The sequence below is a fragment of the Amycolatopsis sp. FBCC-B4732 genome, assembly GCF_023008405.1.
Classification (GTDB): Bacteria; Actinomycetota; Actinomycetes; order Mycobacteriales; family Pseudonocardiaceae; genus Amycolatopsis; species Amycolatopsis pretoriensis_A.
In genome coordinates this window covers 8,131,110-8,145,748 of sequence record NZ_CP095376.1, presented here as the reverse complement: position 1 = coordinate 8,145,748, position 14,639 = coordinate 8,131,110, and the positions used below count along the sequence as shown (strand labels likewise).

The following is a 14,639-nucleotide window of genomic DNA, read 5'->3' as shown; positions in this document are numbered from 1 at the left end:
CGGCACGCCGCCTGGAGGGAGGACAGGGTGTGTCGACCGGGAGCTGGTCAGGACCAGAGGTCGTCGGTGATGCCGCCTCGCAGCCAGTTGGCAGTCTTCGCGTAGCGTTTCACAGCTGCTTGATCGGTAAGAAAAGCTACGCCGCTGTGATGCGGTACGGATACAGCGAAGGGGCCAATGCGGTCCTCATATATGGTAAAAGGTTCGACCAAACCGGGTGGACAGAAGGCTGCCGGAACTAGACCAACGGAAAGGCGAAGTAGTTTAGAAACCGTCGCCACTTCCTCAATCTGGTCGTAGAGCACGCTTGGTGAGCAGGCGTCGGGGCGCGTGGCGGACTCGCCGAGAAGAAACGCGTAGAACGGCTCGGGGCCGTCCGATGAGCTGATGCGGGCCGGGGCAGGGACGAGGTTTTCCGAGGTGGCGACGGGGTTGGGCAGGCTGGACTCTTGGATTGCACGGGAGTAGGCGGCCGAACGAAGTCTGTTCGGGAACAGTGTTGGAGACCACTCGAAAACCAGCGTTGACAGCTGTTCGAAACTGATGTGCAGCAAGTCCTCGTCGTGTTCGGTATGGACAATTAGGTCAGCGTCGTCGGCGCGGTTTGCGAGGTCTACGATCTGCTTCATCGTGGATTCTGGGCTACCGATAAGTCCGAGTAGATAAGCCACCACCGCGGCTTCCTGTCGGCGGCCTCCGGTTTCGAGCCCGGACAGTTTGGCAGGGCTCATCTTCGCTGTCTTGGCGACACGACGAAGGCTGAGTCCACGCTTCTCCCGCAGTGCGCGAAGCGCGTAAGCAACGGCGATGATCGCTGGCCGCGTGGTAGCTCGTGGCACGGTTGGTGTTGTTCCGTTCTGTCGTCGGTCTGTCGCGTCGGGCCGTCGCGGACGGCAGTCCGCACCATCGCGGATTTGCACGATTCGTGCAGTTCGTAGTCACGGTGTCGGCACGGCGTGCGTCGCCTAGGGACGGCTCTGCCGCGTGTGCTGCTGCGGGATACCCCGCTCGCGCCGGCAGATCGCATCGCAACGACTGCATTGACGGGGGATGCCATGCGCGCGACGCTCGGACAGCGGCTCGAAGGCGGCCGCCGCAGTGACACCGCACAGCATGGTGATGCCCTGGCCAGGCTTCGGAATGCCGGTCAGCCGGGCTCGGTGCCACTCGCCGTCGACAACGGGGTGGATCGCTGCGGGGTCGATGTAGATCAGAGCCGTCATTGGAAACCTCGTTCGCATTCGAACGCCTGAAGCGCCATAGCGGCCTGCTTCCAGTCATCGTCCGTCATGTCGGCGATCGCCGGTGCCGGCTGGAGGGCTTCCAAGTCGATCTCGTTCAGCCGCTGGCCACTCGTGTTGAACAGGGAGCCGCCGCACCAGAATGTCGACCGGTCGCTGCGCCCGGTCGTGGCCTCACCGTCTTGTGCCGTCACCTGATCAACTCTGGTTGAGCGAAGGTGCCATAAACACAGCCGGTAACCATGATTTCGGCAGGTCAGAGTATGCGAACTAGGCGTCAAAGGCATAGATCAGCGGGGCGCCGCTGGCCGCCGGTAACCTCGCTTCGTGGACCTGCTCCCGTTCGACGACTACGTGCGCTCGCTCAACCGCAAGCGCATGTCCGCCGGCGTCCTGTTCCGCGACGAGGCCGACCGAGTGCTGTTCGTCGAGCCGTCGTACAAGTCGCACTGGGACATTCCGGGCGGTGCGTGCGAGGCAGGCGAACCGCCCTGGCGTACGGCGGTCCGCGAGGTTGCGGAAGAGGTCGGCATCGATCGGCCGCTCGGCGACCTGCTGGTGATCGACTACATCCCGGACGACGCGCGCATGCCGGAGGGGATGGCTTACGTCTTCGACGGAGGCATGGTCTCTGAGGCTGAGATCAAGGCTCTCACGATCACGGACCCCGAGATCCTGTCGGTGGAGCTGCTGCCGGTCGACACCGCGGCGTCGCGCCTGAAGCCGATCCTTGCTCGCCGGGTTGCGGTAGCCCTCGACGCTGCGCGCGCCGGTGAGCTGCTGATATGTGAGGACGGTCGGCGCATAGCGCGGTAGGCTGGTTACTGCGTGCACACAGCCGGAGGACGGATGACCGCTCACAACCCGCTCGCCGAGAACCTGACGCGCATCCGGAAAGCCCGCGACTTCTCGCAAGAGGGGCTCGCCGAGGCTGCCGCGGTCGGCGTCGACACCGTGGCGCGCATCGAGCAGGGCACTCGGACCACCAGCCGCCCCACCACCCTCCGAAAGCTCGCGGTCGCGCTTGGGGTGCCGGTCGATGCCCTGCTCGGCACGATGCCGGCGCCGCACTCGCGCGATGTCGACGTGGCTCCGCTCCGCCGGGCGATCACCGCGGATGCGTCCATCCCTGGCCTTGAAGACCTGGCCGACACCCGCGAGCTGTTGCCGCTCCCCGAACTCACGGCGAGCGCGCACGCCGCCTGGAGGGCGTACGTCGACGGGCGCCACGCCGAGCTGCTGCACGCGTTGCCGGTCGTCCTGGCCGACGCGCGGCGAGGCGTCCGCGATACCCGCGACGAAGAGCGCGCCGGCGCGCACCGCGTCCTGTCGACCGCGTACCGCCTTGGCGCCGGCATCGCGGGCCGACTTGGCTTCGACGACTTGGCGTACACATCCGCCGCGCGGGCGATCGAGGCCGCGACCGAGTCGGACGCTCCCGAGGTCGAGGCTGCAATATCGCTGCGCTACCTGGCGTGGACGCTGGTCCGCCAGGGCCGGGCGGAGGATGCAGAGCGGGTCGCGACACAGTCGGCGGCCGCGATCGAACCGCGGATGCTCGACCGCGATCCGGTACGCGCGGGCGTCTTTGGGAACCTCCTGTTCAACGCCGCAACCGCTGCTCTACGAACCGGGAGCGCCAGCCGCGCTGAGGACTTGCTTGCCGCTGCTCACGCTGCTGCGATTCGGTCACGGGGTGACACGGCTTCGGAGGCCGCCATCTTCGGCCCGCGCGTCGCCGCACTGCAGAACGTCGAGCTTGCGGCGCGGGCTGGCGACCCCGAACAGGCACTCCGCTTGGCGGCCGCCGTCCCGGACACAACCGGTGACGTCCCGGCGTTTTGGGAGGCCGGCCACCGACTGCTCCTAGCAGCTGCAGCCGCAGATATCAGGCATGACCGGGACGCCTTGGCTTGGCTTGCCGAAGCACGTGACCTTGCGCCGGACTGGGTGCGGTATCAACCTCTTGGCAAGACAACCATGCGGCGCTTGGTCGATCGGGCTGCGCGACGTCGCGGACCGGACTTTGCGACGCTTGCCACCCACTACGGAATCCTCGACTAGGCCATCGTCACCACAGGCCGCTCCATTCAGCTGCCTTCACCTGCCAAGTCGGCGGTTCTCAGTCTCACTCGCTCGGGCACACCAGCGCCAGTACATCGCCGACACCCTCGAAATCGAACATAGGTTCGACGATGAGGTATAGTCGGATTGCGGTGCTGGCTCGCAGGGGAAGTGCGAGCCAGCACCGCTCTATCGGGCCGGGCGCCGACCGAGGGCTGACGGGAGAACTACGACTGTGGCCGGCTCGACGACGTCGTCACTCACGGCCCAGGATGTCGCTGCGCGGATCTTCGCCGCGGCTGCCGGCCTCGTGGCTACCCGCCAGGAAAGCCCTCCTGGTCACCAGGGCCGTGAACGCTGTCCGGGGTCGGCCGATCGACGGACGTTTCGCTTACCGACACACCCAAGCACCAGTGGCGACGGCTTGCACTCGTCGTCGGTAATCTGCTGTACGACCCGGCGCGCAACCCTGCGGACGTCGTCGCGGCTGTGACCGACGCCGAAGCCGGTGTTGTTAAGTGGCTGCCGTGTAACCGCACCGCATCGCGCTGGCCAGCGCTCATAATTTCTCCCACGCTCGAAATATGTTAGGCGATTCCATGGCTGAGTGGAATAATGCCTAAGTATGACCGATGACGTGTGGCGGCCGCTTGGTGTCGATACCGAAGAGCAAGTTGCTGAATACGATGCGCTCCATGATGGCGTTCCAACATGGATGGACGCTGCTTACTGGACCTGGGTTCGTGATGTATTGACTGTTAGGGAATACACGTCCACTGGTCGAAATCAGGTGGACATGCTGAACGTCAGTCTTGCAGAGAAGATGTGTCAGATGTTGCGAATTCCTCTACCTAGTCTGCGCAAGAGTTATGCGGATTACTCGGTCGGTCAGGATCAACTCAATAGGGCTATACAAGCCTTGCGGGGTCACTCGCTGCCACTCCAGATAGCTGATTATCTACTTGCACATGGCGGAAAGGTGCCCTCGGACAATCTGGACTCTTTGCTTGAACGTAGCCGGTCTGCATACCGGGTGGGCGTACGTGCCGGACGCCCAGGGTTGAGCCGCCGCGTGCCTGAAGGGGTTCAGGTTGCGGCTGAGTCGGTCATGGTCCGGGCAGGTAAGGCTGGTGTGCGACTGTCGAGTGCATGGGGAGAATTGTATGGCGTGAATTCGAATGCAAGTGCGGCTTATCGATTGGCGATCCTTGCAGTCGAGGATGCAGCTATTCCAGTCGTGTCGCCGAGTAACAAGAGTGCGACACTAGGAACGGTAATTAAGCAAATTGAGGATCAAAAAGACTGGCGTCTTCCTATGGATCGCGAGCATGGTAAAGCTCCGTCATCCGATGTTGTTATCGCGACGCTAAAAATGCTCTGGCACGGGCAGCATGATCGTCATGGTGGCCAACCCTTTGCGCCAGGTAATGTTTCCTTCGCTGAAGCGCAGGTCGCTGTGTCTCTAGCTGTCGTATTGGTCCAATGGTTTGATGCTGGCCTGATCCAGAGACTGCCTAAGAACTCCGGAGGTGCGGGAAGCTAACTCGGGTCGCCGCCCAGGTGGTACCCGAGAGTCTCTTCGGCCGTGTTGAGCAGCATGAGTAGCCTGACAGAGTGCCTGACAATCATCCCGTATTGGCGAGCACCTTAGTGGACTTACATGGACGTTCGAGCCCGAGGTCACCGGGCACGCCTCTTGGTCACGAAAGGGTGATCTTGGCCTGATAACGAAGAGGTCCCAGGTTCAAGTCCTGGTAGGCCCACTCGAACAGAACCCGGTTCGCCACTGCGCGAGCCGGGTTTCGTCGTTTCCGCTCCTTAATTCTCGATCAAGCGCGGGTTCTCTTCGCAGCCAACGGGTTTACCGTCGAAGCAGACGAAGGGGGCCGGACATGGGGTGGATCATCGCGGGAATCGTGCTCGTCGCGCTGCAGGCGATCGCTGTGGTCGTCGACCTGCGGGACCGGGGGCGCCAGGGGAAACGGATCGCCGGCGGGCTGCGGCGAGCGCGGCAGGACGACGTCGTGCCGAACCCGCAGGTCGGCGACCAGGGCAACTACCTGGGCAGCTGGTAGCGCGTCAATCCCGTTCCGTCGAAAGGACCGCGCCCGTCTGCTGGGCGGCGTCGAGGAACTGCCCGAACTCGCGCTGTCCCGGATACAGGTCAGCCCTGCCGGGAAGAGAAGGCCGGCAGGGCTGAGCAGTCACGGTCGGCACGCACCACGGTCGCCTCTCGGCGAGGTGGCGCTTCGCGGCTCCAGCCGGACGGAACTCCGCGAAGGCAGTGGTTGAGGCCCGGGGGACACGGTGGGCGAACCGACCAATGGTTACAACAGGACGCCCGGCCGCGGTATTTCCGTGGGCGTGTGACGTCGATTACCCGTGGTTCCACGTGGAACCACCGGCACCCGGCAACCGCGCCGAGCCGGTGCAGTAACATCGCGGGGTAAGGGAAGCAAGCTGAGAAGGGGGCTTCGGTGAAGAAGCTGCTGGCACTCGCGGTCATCGCGGGCGGCGTCCTGTTCGTCGTGAAGCGCAACAAGGCGGCCAAGGCGGAAGCCGACCTCTGGCGCGAGGCGACCGCGCCGGTCCCCTCGAGCAACGGCACCACGCCGGCCAAGCCGGCGGGCGCGTCCCACAACTGACGCTGTGCGCGGGCGGCCGTGCGCCGCTCGCGTCCGGGGCTGTAGCTCAATTGGTAGAGCACCGCCTTTGCAAGGCGGGGGTCAGGGGTTCGATTCCCCTCAGCTCCACATCACGTCCGACGAAGGCCAGGTCCGCGAGACCTGGCCTTCGTCGTACCGGGAGGTTGTCGAAATCCCGGAGGCGGCTCCGTCCCAGGGGTGTGAGCGGCTGCGGAGGCCGCCTGACTCGGGAGGCAATCATGGCGATCCACCGGCTGGACCACACCGGTTACGTGGTCGAGGACCTCGCGGCCGCTGTCGCGTTCTTCGTCGAGCTCGGGATGGAGCTCGAAGGCGAAGCCACCGTCGAGGGGGACTGGGCCGACAAGCTCATCGGGCTCGACGACGTCCGCGCGGACATCGCGTTCCTGAAGACGCCCGACGGCCACGGCCGGGTCGAGTTGTCGACCTTCGAGAAGCCCGCGGCCACCGGGGCCGCGCCGTGGGCGCCCGTCAACACGCCGGGCATCCCGCGGATCACCTTCGTCATCGATGACGTCGACGACCTCGTCAAGCGCCTGCGCGAGCACGGCGGCGAGCTCGTCGGCGAAATCGCGCGGTACCAGGACTACTGCCGGTACGCCTACGTCCGCGGACCCGCCGGTGTCATCGTCGGGCTCGTCGAAGAACTCAGCTGAAGGGAACTGCCATGGCCGTCGCCGATGACCTCGACCGCGCCACCGACTCGGCTTGGGACTGGGTTGCCGAGCAAACCCGCACCTACCTGGACTCCGGGGGAACCGAAGGGCACGAGTCGAACGGTCTGCACACGCTGATCCTCGCCACCACCGGCCGCCGGACCGGGACCCCGCGACGCTGTTGCCTGATCTACGGGACCTCGGGGGACGACTTCGTCGTCGTCGCCTCGAAGGCCGGGGCCGACGAGGATCCGGCGTGGTTCAAGAACCTCGAGGCGAACCCGAGCGTCGGCGTCCAGGCCGGGACGCGCCGGTTCACCGCCCGTGCGCGGGTGGCGTCCGCGGCCGAGCGCGAAACGCTCTGGCCGATGATGGCCGCCATCTTCCCGCTGTACGACGAATACGCGCAGAAGACCGAGCGCGTCATCCCGATCGTGCTGCTCACGCCGCAGGACTGACGTGACAGCGCCCGTGTCAGGGTGAGGTCAGGTCGGTGTCAGGCCGGCCGAACACAGTGCTCCCATGACAGAAATGGCGATCACGGCTTCCGGGCTTCGGAAGGCCTACCAGGACAAAGTCGTGCTCGACGGCATCGACTTGCAGGTACCCGCGGGGACGATCTTCGCCCTCCTCGGCCCGAACGGCGCCGGGAAGACGACGATGGTGAACGTCCTGACCACGCTGCTCAAGGCGGACGGCGGCGCGATCAGCGTCGCCGGTCACGACATCGCGGCCGAGACCAAGAAGGTCCGGTCCGCGATCGGGGTCACCGGGCAGTTCGCGGCCGTCGACGAGCTCCTGACCGGCGAAGAGAACCTCCAGCTGATGGTGGACCTCAGCGGGACCAAGGACGGCAAGCGGGTCGTGGCCGACCTGCTCGAGCGCTTCGAACTCACGGAGTCGGCGCGCAAGCCGGCGTCGACCTACTCCGGGGGCATGCGCCGGAAGCTCGACCTGGCGATGACGCTCGTCGGCCACCCGCGGATCATCTTCCTCGACGAGCCGACGACCGGTCTGGATCCGCGCAGCCGCCGGACGATGTGGGCGATCATCCGCGACCTCGTCGCCGACGGCGTCACCATCTTCCTCACCACGCAGTACCTCGAGGAAGCCGATCAGCTGGCCGACCGGATCGCCGTGCTCGACCAGGGCCGGCTCGTCGCGGAGGGCACCGCCGACGAGCTCAAGCGCCGGCTGCCCGGCACCCACGTCCGGCTCCGGTTCGCCACCGCCGCCGAGCTCGACGCCGCCGCGCGCGTCCTCGTCGACGGCACCCGCGACGACGAAGCACTCGCTCTGCGCGTTCCCGGCGACGGCAGCTCGAAGTCGTTGCGCACCTTGCTCGACCGGCTCGACGAATACGCGCTCACCGCCGAAGAGTTTTCCGTGCACACCCCCGATCTCGACGACGTCTTCCTCGCCCTCACCGGCCACGCCACGGAGGTTGTTTCCCGATGAGCACCCACGCCACGGTCATGCTTCGCCGCAATTTCAAGCACATCGCCCGGAACCCGACGTCGGTCTTCAACGCCGTCCTGATGCCGATCGTGATCATGCTGATGTTCGTCTACATGCTCGGAGACGCGTTCGACGTCGGCGTCGATTACGTCGACTACGCCACGCCGGGCCTGATGCTCCTCGCGATTTGCTACGGCCTCGGCGCCACGGCGACGTCGGTGAACTCCGACATGACGAAGGGGATCATCAACCGCTTCAAGGTCATGGACGTCTCGCGCGGCGCGGTGCTGACCGGGCACGTCGTCGCGAGCGTGCTGACCAACCTGATCGCCATCGCCGCGCTCGTCGGCGTCGCTTTCCTGCTCGGCTTCAGCCCGTCCGCGGGTTTCCTCGACTGGCTCGGCGTGGTCGGCATGATCGTGCTGCTCGGTTTCGCGGCCGGCTGGTTCACCGTCGCGCTGGGGCTGGCCGCGAAAACGCCGGAAACGGCGGGGATGGCCGCCGTGCCGCTGGTGATGCTGCCGTTCTTCAGCAGCGCCATCGTGCCAGCCGAAAAGATGGGTCCCGGCCTCCGGGAATTCGCCGAGTACCAGCCGTTCACGCCGATCATCGAAACCGTGCGCGGACTGCTCACCGGCACGCCGTCCACCGGCTACGCGATCGCCGCGGTCGCCTGGTGCGTCGGGATCGCCGTGGTCGGTTACGTGTGGGCGCGGGCGAAGTTCACGAAGCGAGCGTGACGCCCGCCAGCTCGTCCCAGCTCGCCGCCGTTCCCTCCCGCGTCGCCTCGGTGAACCCCTCGTCACCGAGGCGATTCCGGGTGTCCGCTTCGATCCGGCCGAAGTCCGGGTGGGAGCGGTCCGCCAGCCCGCGCAGGCCGGCGCTCGCCGCGAGCAGGCGGGCGGCCTGCGCGGGTTCTTCGGTGCGCAGCGCCAGATCCGCGATTCCCACGAGGACCTGCGCGAGCACGAGCGGGTGGCCTGTCTCGGACGCCGCGGCGAACGCCGCGGCCCGGTGCTCGCGGGATTCGCCGACGTCCGTGGCCAGGTAGCCGAGCAGATCACCGGTCACCGCGCGGACGGTCGGCAGCCCTGCGCCGTCGCCCAGCATCGTCGTCGCGACATCGAGCTGGCGGCGGGCCTGCTCGAAATCACCGCGCCAGCGCGCGAGTTCCGCCTTCGACAGCGCCAGCTCGGCCAGCGCGTTCGGCCAGGCGACGCGTTCCGCGGCTCGCTGCGCTTCGGCCAGCGCCACCGCGCTCGCGTCCTCGTCGCCGAGCAGCCAGTACAGCTGGGCCTGCCGCATCCGCATCCGGACGACGTCCTCGATGGCCCCGACCTCGGTGACCACCACGACGGCTTCCTCGTAGTACGCGCAGGCGCCGGCGAACTCGCCGCGCACGGCGATGCGGTCGGCCAGCTCGGTCAGCGCAAACGACATACCCCACCGTTCGCCGATCGCGCGGAACTCGGCGAGCGCCGTCTCGAGGTGCGCGTCCGCCTCGCGATCGCCGTGGCCGAACTGGATCCGCATCTTGCCGAGCTGCAGCCGGGCCACCGCGCGAGCCCACGGGTCTTCGTCGGCGAGCAGCGGTTCGAACGCGGTCAGCGCCGCGTCCGGCCCGTGCAGCAGGCGTTCGAGCGCGGGGGCGAACCGCAGCTCCAGGTCGCCGTCCGGGGTCTGGAGGCTGATTTCGTAGGCCTTCCGGATCCAGTCCACCGCCTGGGACTCGTCGCTCTGCTGCCCGGACGTCACGAACTGGACGACGAACGAATAGACGACACCGCGGAGCTCGTCCGGCACGTCGCCGGGCACGGCCGTGGCCGCCAGGACCAGCTCGTTGCCCTCCGCCCGGTGCCCGCCGAGCCACCAGTACCAGGCGGCACCGGCCGCCAGGCGCATCGCGGGCTCGGCTTCGGCGGCCGCGAGCGCACCGCGCATCGCCGCCGCGATGTTCTCGTGCTCGGCTTCGAGCTTGGCCAGCCAGTCCAGCTGTTCGCCGCCGCGCAGGTGCGGCTTCGCGGTCTCGGCCAATTCGGTGAAGTACGCGAGGTGCGCGTGCCGAGCCCGCGTCGTTTCCTCGGCCTCGGCGAGCCGCTGCTCGGCGTACTCCTTGATCGTGCCGAGCATCCGGTACCGCTGCGCACCGTCGCGCTCGCTGACCACCACCAGCGACTTTTCGGTCAGCGCCGTCAGCAGTTCGAGGACTTCCCACTCCTCGACGACGTCGCCGCCGCATACCCGCTCGGCCGCTTCCAGGCTCGCGCCGCCGGCGAACACCGACAGCCGGCGCAGCACGACGCGCTCGGCGTCGGTGAGCAGTTCCCAGCTCCAGTCGATGACCGCGCGCAGCGTCCGGTGCCGGGGCAGCGCGGTGCGGCTGCCGCCGGTCAGCAGGCGGAAGCGGTCGTCGAGCCGGTGGGCGAGCTGGTCGAGCGACATGGTGCGCAGCCGCGCGGCGGCGAGTTCGATCGCCAGCGGCATCCCGTCCAGCGCCCGGCAAACCCGCGCCAACGTCGGCAGCGCGGCGTCGTCGGTCGCGAGCTCCTTGCGCACCGCGCCGGCCCGGTCGCGCAGCAGCCGGACGGCCGGGGCGGCCTCGATTTCGGCGGGATCGGCGTCCGGCGCGGGCAGGACCAGCGGAGCGAGCTGCCACAGCGCCTCGCCGGTGATGCCGAGCGGTTCCCGGCTCGTCGCCAGGATCCGCAGCCGACGGCACTCGCCGAGGACGCGGTGGGCGAACGCCGCCGCGGACTCGATGACGTGCTCGCAGTTGTCCAGCACCAGCAGCATCGACCGCTCGCGCAGCGCCGCGATGACCCGGTCCGTCGGCTCCGCGTCCGGTGCCTCGCCGAGGAGCGCGTCCCGCAGCTTGAGCGCGCCGAGCGTGGCTTGCGCGACGTCGCCGTCGGCGCCGATGGCCGCGAGCTCGACCACCCAGGCGCCGTCCGGCAGGTCGCCGAGCAGGTGCCGCGCGGTTTCCGTGGCCAGCCGGGTCTTCCCCGAGCCGCCCGGGCCGATCACGGTGGTGAGCCGGTGGCCGGAGCTGAGCTCGCTGACCGCCGTGACGTCGGCGTCCTTGCCGACGTAGCTGGTGAGCTCGGCCCGCAGGTTGGTCTTGCGGTCCGCCTCCGGCCGCGCCAGCTCGCCCCGCAGCAGCGCGACGTGCAGCGCCGAGAGTTCCGGCGAAGGATCGACGCCCAGCGAATCGGCGAGCGCGTCCTTCGTGCGCTGGTACAGGAGCAGCGCTTCGGAGTCGCGGCCGCTGGCGACGAGGGCGCGCATCAACGCGGCGACGAGCCGTTCGCGCATCGGGTTGGCGGCGACCAGATCGGTCAGCTCGGTGACGACCTTCGCGCCGTGACCGAGGTTCAGCTCGGCGTCGAAGTACTCCTCCACGGCCGTCAGGCGCAGGGCTTCGAGGCGGGTGACGGCGGCTTCGAGGGCCGCGCTTTCGGGCAGATCGACGTCCTGCATGGCCGGACCGCGCCACAGCTCGAGCGCTTCCCGGAGCCGGCCCGGCTCGCCGGCGAGGCGTTCGAACCGCACGGCGTCGACGTCGTCGGGGCCGAGCAGCAGCCGGTAGCCGGTCGGCTGCCCGTCGACGGACCCTTCCGGTAGCGCTTTCCGCAGCCGGGAAACCAGGCGTTGCAACGCGTTCGCGGCATCGGCTGGCGGGTGCTCACCCCAGATCCAGTCGACCAGCGTCGCCTTCGGGACGACGTGTCCCGGGTCGAGCGCGAGGGCGGCCAGCAGGCCGCGCAACCGGGCGCCCGGCACGTCGGCCAGTGCGCCGTCGTCCGTCCGGACCTCGAAGGGGCCCAGTATCCCGATCTGCACCAGGCCGATCTTGCCACGGACGCCGGTGTCCGAGCGGTGTCAGGCCCGTGTCAGCCGGCCCGGCCATCGTGGCGGCAACCACCACGAAAGGAAATCCGATGAGCCAGAAGGTCGACGTTCCGCACGGTCTGCCCATGGAGCGCGACGCGGGCCCCTTCGACCCGCCGAGCGGGATCAGCCGGCTGCGCGACGCGCGCCCGGTCAGCCCGCTCGTGTTTCCCGACGGGCACGAAGGCTGGCTCGTCACCGGCTACGAAGAGGTCCGGCAGCTGATGGCCGACACGCGGTTCAGCTCGCGGCTGGACCTCGACGTCATCCACGTGCCGTACGAGACGGGCATGCCCGCCGCCACGGAGCCGTCCCCGCAGCTGCCGGGCATGTTCATCGCGATGGACCCGCCGGACCACGGCCGGCTGCGGCGCAAGCTGACCGGCGCCTTCACCGTCAAGCGGATGAAGACGCTGGAGGACCACATCGTCGAGATCGTCGAGCGGCAGCTGGACCACCTCGCACAGCTGACGCCGCCGATCGACCTGGTGAAGGAGTTCGCGCTCCCGGTGCCGTCGCTGGTGATCTGCGAACTGCTCGGCGTCCCGTACGAGGACCGCGAAAGCTTCCAGGCCGACTCGGCGCAGTTCATGGTCCGCGACCAGCCGCTCGAGACGAAGATGGGCGCGTACATCGCGCTGAACACGTACCTCACCGAACTGGTCACGAGCAAGCGCGCCGAGCCCGGCGACGACATCCTGTCCGACCTGGCCCGCCACGAGGACCTGGCCGTCGAGGAGCTGACCGGCGCCGCGTTCCTGCTGCTGCTCGCCGGCCACGAGACGACCGCGAACATGCTGTCGCTGGGCACTTTCGCACTCCTGGAGCACCCGGAGCAGGCCGCGGAGGTGCGTGCGAACCCGGACCTGCTGGCGGGTGCGGTCGAGGAACTCCTGCGCTACCTGTCGGTGGCCGACATCTTCTTCCGCTACGCCACCGAAGACCTGGAGCTGGGCGGCGAAACGATCCCGCGGGGCTCGACGGTCGTGGTTTCGCTGCTGGCCGCCAACCACGACCCCCGCCGCTTCGAAAACCCGGACACCCTCGACGTCCACCGCAACGCCCGCGGCCTCCTCTCCTTCGGCCACGGCGTCCACCAGTGCCTCGGCCAGCAGCTGGCCCGCATCGAGATGCGCGCCGGCTTCGAGGCCTTGCTGCGGCGCTTCCCGACGCTGGCACTCGCGGTGCCCGCGGGGGAGGTGAAGCTGCGGACGGACATGAACATCTACGGCGTCCACGAGCTGCCGGTCACCTGGACGGCTACCGCAGGAAGCTGATCACCGCGTCCCGGCCCGCGTGGCCGCGCTCGCGGTTCTGGATCGAGTGGGACTCGCCCGGGACGATCACCAGCTGACCGCGCGGAGCCTGCGCCGCTTCCTCCCGAGCCCACTCCAGTGGCGTCGACAGGTCGCGGTCGCCGTTCACCAGCAGCACCGGGACGTTCGGCAGCCGGCCGGCCGGGTTCGAAGCGGGGCGCTCGGCCGGCCACGGGAGGCAGCTCTGGATGAATCCCTGCTGCGTAGCCACTTCCGTCGTGTACGGCCAGGTCGCGCGAGCCGGCAGCGTGCGGGCGGCCAGCGAAAGCAGCGGTCGCCGCAGTGACACCGGCGTCGCCGCGGAGCCCCACGGGAAGCGCTGGTCCGCGCACAGCGTCGCCGCGTGGAGGCCGGCGCTGAACGATGCCGGGTCGTCGCCGCCGGACTTGTACGCCTCCAGCAGGCCGTCCAGGTGGGCCGTGGCGCCCGCGCGGGCCTCGTGGACGGCGCCGACGAGGTCGCCCGCCGCCTCGTTGCGGTACGTCGGGTCGACGAACTCGTACGTGACGACCAGGTCGAAGATCCGCACGCCGTCGGCCGGACTGCGGTGGCGGACCACCCACGCCAGGTCGTCAGCCGGGTCGTAGCCGCATGCGGGAGCTACCGCGCACGCCGCTCGCAGCACCCGCGCTTCGGCCGTCAGCCCCGTCAGGTACAGCGAGGCCGACGCCGAAGCGTGGTGCGGCAGCACCGAATCGAGGACGACCTTGCTGACGTTGCCCGGGTGCGCGAGCGCGTACCGGGCCGCCGTGAAGGAGCCGTACGAGACGCCGTCGACCACCATCTTCGGCACGTCGAGCGCGCGCCGGAGCTGGTCGAAGTCCGCGACCGTCTGGTCGGTCGAGTACAGCGGTGCCGTGTCGCCGAGGATGTGCGCGCATTCGAGCACCGCGTCGCGGGAGGGCGTCGCGATGTCCGAGCTGCCCATCTGCTCCTGCAGCCCGGGGCACTTCAGCGCGCCGGACGGGCCGGTGCCGCGCTGGTCGAGCATGACGAACCGGTAGTCCTTCGCGACTTCCGGCAGCCGCTGCTTCGCGATCCGCGTGATAGTGCCGACGCCACCCTGGCCGGGGCCGCCGGTCAGGAACAGCAGGACGCCCTTGGGCGCGTCGGCGTTGTCGGCGGTCGCCACGGCGAGGTCGAGCGTGCCCGGCACGCGGCCGGTGTGGTCGAGCGGCACGGTCAACGTCGAGCAGGTGAAACCCGGTTGGCCCGGGCACGGATGCGGATCCGTCAGCTTCGGTCGTCCCCCAGGACGCGCGTCGGCCGAGGCCACACCCCCGAGTGCGGCGGTCAGCGCCAGGACGAGCCCGGCGGTCAGGAGCTTCGAGCGCATGGGTGCATCATGCG

Annotated in this window: 15 protein-coding genes, 1 tRNA gene and 1 pseudogene; 11 read left to right on the top strand and 6 right to left on the bottom strand. The window is 68.4% G+C overall.

What is annotated here, in order from left to right; all coding sequences use genetic code 11:
• Positions 1-47 precede the first annotated feature (47 nt).
• From MUY14_RS36605 to MUY14_RS36595, 4 genes and pseudogenes are all read right to left on the bottom strand, one after another.
• Positions 48-629, bottom strand: a complete 582-nt coding sequence (locus MUY14_RS36605; RefSeq protein ID WP_247016234.1) for a Scr1 family TA system antitoxin-like transcriptional regulator — start codon at positions 627-629, stop codon at positions 48-50.
• Between the two features lie 18 nt (positions 630-647).
• Positions 648-839 (bottom strand): annotated as a pseudogene (locus MUY14_RS47390) (helix-turn-helix domain-containing protein); the annotation flags it as partial.
• 126 nt (positions 840-965) lie between these two features.
• Positions 966-1,223 carry a hypothetical protein gene (locus MUY14_RS36600; protein ID WP_247016232.1) on the bottom strand — a complete coding sequence of 86 codons (258 nt, stop codon included), beginning with the start codon at positions 1,221-1,223 and terminating at the stop codon, positions 966-968.
• Positions 1,220-1,435, bottom strand: a complete 216-nt coding sequence (locus MUY14_RS36595) for a hypothetical protein (RefSeq protein WP_247016230.1) — start codon at positions 1,433-1,435, stop codon at positions 1,220-1,222. Before MUY14_RS36595 ends, MUY14_RS36600 begins: the two co-directional genes overlap by 4 nt.
• A 133-nt stretch (positions 1,436-1,568) precedes the next feature.
• Between MUY14_RS36595 and MUY14_RS36590 the strand changes: the two genes are divergently transcribed.
• The 10 genes from MUY14_RS36590 (at position 1,569) to MUY14_RS36545 (ending at position 8,825) form a co-directional block, all read left to right on the top strand.
• Positions 1,569-2,057, top strand: a complete 489-nt coding sequence (locus tag MUY14_RS36590) for an NUDIX hydrolase (RefSeq protein WP_247016228.1) — start codon at positions 1,569-1,571, stop codon at positions 2,055-2,057.
• 33 nt (positions 2,058-2,090) lie between these two features.
• On the top strand, positions 2,091-3,305 hold the full coding sequence (locus MUY14_RS36585) for a helix-turn-helix domain-containing protein (RefSeq protein ID WP_247016226.1): 1,215 nt from the start codon (positions 2,091-2,093) through the stop codon (positions 3,303-3,305).
• 625 nt (positions 3,306-3,930) lie between these two features.
• Positions 3,931-4,848, top strand: a complete 918-nt coding sequence (locus MUY14_RS36580; RefSeq protein ID WP_247016224.1) for a hypothetical protein — start codon at positions 3,931-3,933, stop codon at positions 4,846-4,848.
• 349 nt (positions 4,849-5,197) lie between these two features.
• Positions 5,198-5,380, top strand: coding sequence for a hypothetical protein (locus MUY14_RS36575; protein ID WP_247016222.1), 183 nt, complete (start codon positions 5,198-5,200; stop codon positions 5,378-5,380).
• Between the two features lie 402 nt (positions 5,381-5,782).
• Positions 5,783-5,950 carry a DLW-39 family protein gene (locus MUY14_RS36570; RefSeq protein ID WP_020642567.1) on the top strand — a complete coding sequence of 56 codons (168 nt, stop codon included), beginning with the start codon at positions 5,783-5,785 and terminating at the stop codon, positions 5,948-5,950.
• A gap of 35 nt (positions 5,951-5,985) precedes the next feature.
• Positions 5,986-6,058, top strand: a tRNA-Ala gene (locus MUY14_RS36565).
• A 131-nt stretch (positions 6,059-6,189) separates the two neighbouring features.
• Positions 6,190-6,627, top strand: coding sequence for a VOC family protein (locus MUY14_RS36560; RefSeq protein ID WP_247016220.1), 438 nt, complete (start codon positions 6,190-6,192; stop codon positions 6,625-6,627).
• A gap of 11 nt (positions 6,628-6,638) precedes the next feature.
• A complete protein-coding gene (locus MUY14_RS36555; RefSeq protein ID WP_247016218.1) occupies positions 6,639-7,085 on the top strand; it encodes a nitroreductase family deazaflavin-dependent oxidoreductase in 447 nt (148 codons plus the stop codon).
• 64 nt (positions 7,086-7,149) lie between these two features.
• Positions 7,150-8,085: an ATP-binding cassette domain-containing protein gene (locus tag MUY14_RS36550; RefSeq protein WP_247016216.1), complete on the top strand. Its 936-nt coding sequence runs from the start codon at positions 7,150-7,152 to the stop codon at positions 8,083-8,085.
• Positions 8,082-8,825, top strand: a complete 744-nt coding sequence (locus MUY14_RS36545) for an ABC transporter permease (RefSeq protein ID WP_247016214.1) — start codon at positions 8,082-8,084, stop codon at positions 8,823-8,825. Before MUY14_RS36550 ends, MUY14_RS36545 begins: the two co-directional genes overlap by 4 nt.
• On the opposite strand, the gene MUY14_RS36540 is transcribed toward MUY14_RS36545, so the two are convergent.
• Positions 8,809-11,925: a BTAD domain-containing putative transcriptional regulator gene (locus MUY14_RS36540; protein ID WP_247016212.1), complete on the bottom strand. Its 3,117-nt coding sequence runs from the start codon at positions 11,923-11,925 to the stop codon at positions 8,809-8,811. The two genes, MUY14_RS36545 and MUY14_RS36540, sit on opposite strands and share 17 nt — an antisense overlap.
• Before the next feature lie 98 nt (positions 11,926-12,023).
• On the opposite strand from MUY14_RS36540, the gene MUY14_RS36535 reads away from it, so the two are divergent.
• The gene (locus MUY14_RS36535) at positions 12,024-13,250 is read left to right on the top strand and encodes a cytochrome P450 (RefSeq protein ID WP_247016209.1); all 1,227 of its coding nucleotides are present in this window, start codon (positions 12,024-12,026) and stop codon (positions 13,248-13,250) included.
• Here MUY14_RS36535 and MUY14_RS36530 read toward each other — a convergent pair.
• Positions 13,234-14,625, bottom strand: a complete 1,392-nt coding sequence (locus tag MUY14_RS36530; RefSeq protein WP_247016207.1) for an alpha/beta fold hydrolase — start codon at positions 14,623-14,625, stop codon at positions 13,234-13,236. The two genes, MUY14_RS36535 and MUY14_RS36530, sit on opposite strands and share 17 nt — an antisense overlap.
• Positions 14,626-14,639 lie beyond the last annotated feature (14 nt).

Bases quoted from the DNA above. Each gene is read 5' to 3' on its own strand.
- MUY14_RS36560 (WP_247016220.1), top strand. From the start codon at position 6,190: ATGGCGATCCACCGGCTGGACCACACCGGTTACGTGGTCGAGGACCTC.
- MUY14_RS36600 (WP_247016232.1), bottom strand. From the start codon at position 1,223: ATGACGGCTCTGATCTACATCGACCCCGCAGCGATCCACCCCGTTGTC.
- MUY14_RS36530 (WP_247016207.1), bottom strand. From the start codon at position 14,625: ATGCGCTCGAAGCTCCTGACCGCCGGGCTCGTCCTGGCGCTGACCGCC.
- MUY14_RS36545 (WP_247016214.1), top strand. From the start codon at position 8,082: ATGAGCACCCACGCCACGGTCATGCTTCGCCGCAATTTCAAGCACATC.
- MUY14_RS36605 (WP_247016234.1), bottom strand. From the start codon at position 629: ATGAAGCAGATCGTAGACCTCGCAAACCGCGCCGACGACGCTGACCTA.
- MUY14_RS36555 (WP_247016218.1), top strand. From the start codon at position 6,639: ATGGCCGTCGCCGATGACCTCGACCGCGCCACCGACTCGGCTTGGGAC.
- MUY14_RS36535 (WP_247016209.1), top strand. From the start codon at position 12,024: ATGAGCCAGAAGGTCGACGTTCCGCACGGTCTGCCCATGGAGCGCGAC.
- MUY14_RS36575 (WP_247016222.1), top strand. From the start codon at position 5,198: ATGGGGTGGATCATCGCGGGAATCGTGCTCGTCGCGCTGCAGGCGATC.
- MUY14_RS36580 (WP_247016224.1), top strand. From the start codon at position 3,931: ATGACCGATGACGTGTGGCGGCCGCTTGGTGTCGATACCGAAGAGCAA.
- MUY14_RS36585 (WP_247016226.1), top strand. From the start codon at position 2,091: ATGACCGCTCACAACCCGCTCGCCGAGAACCTGACGCGCATCCGGAAA.
- MUY14_RS36550 (WP_247016216.1), top strand. From the start codon at position 7,150: ATGACAGAAATGGCGATCACGGCTTCCGGGCTTCGGAAGGCCTACCAG.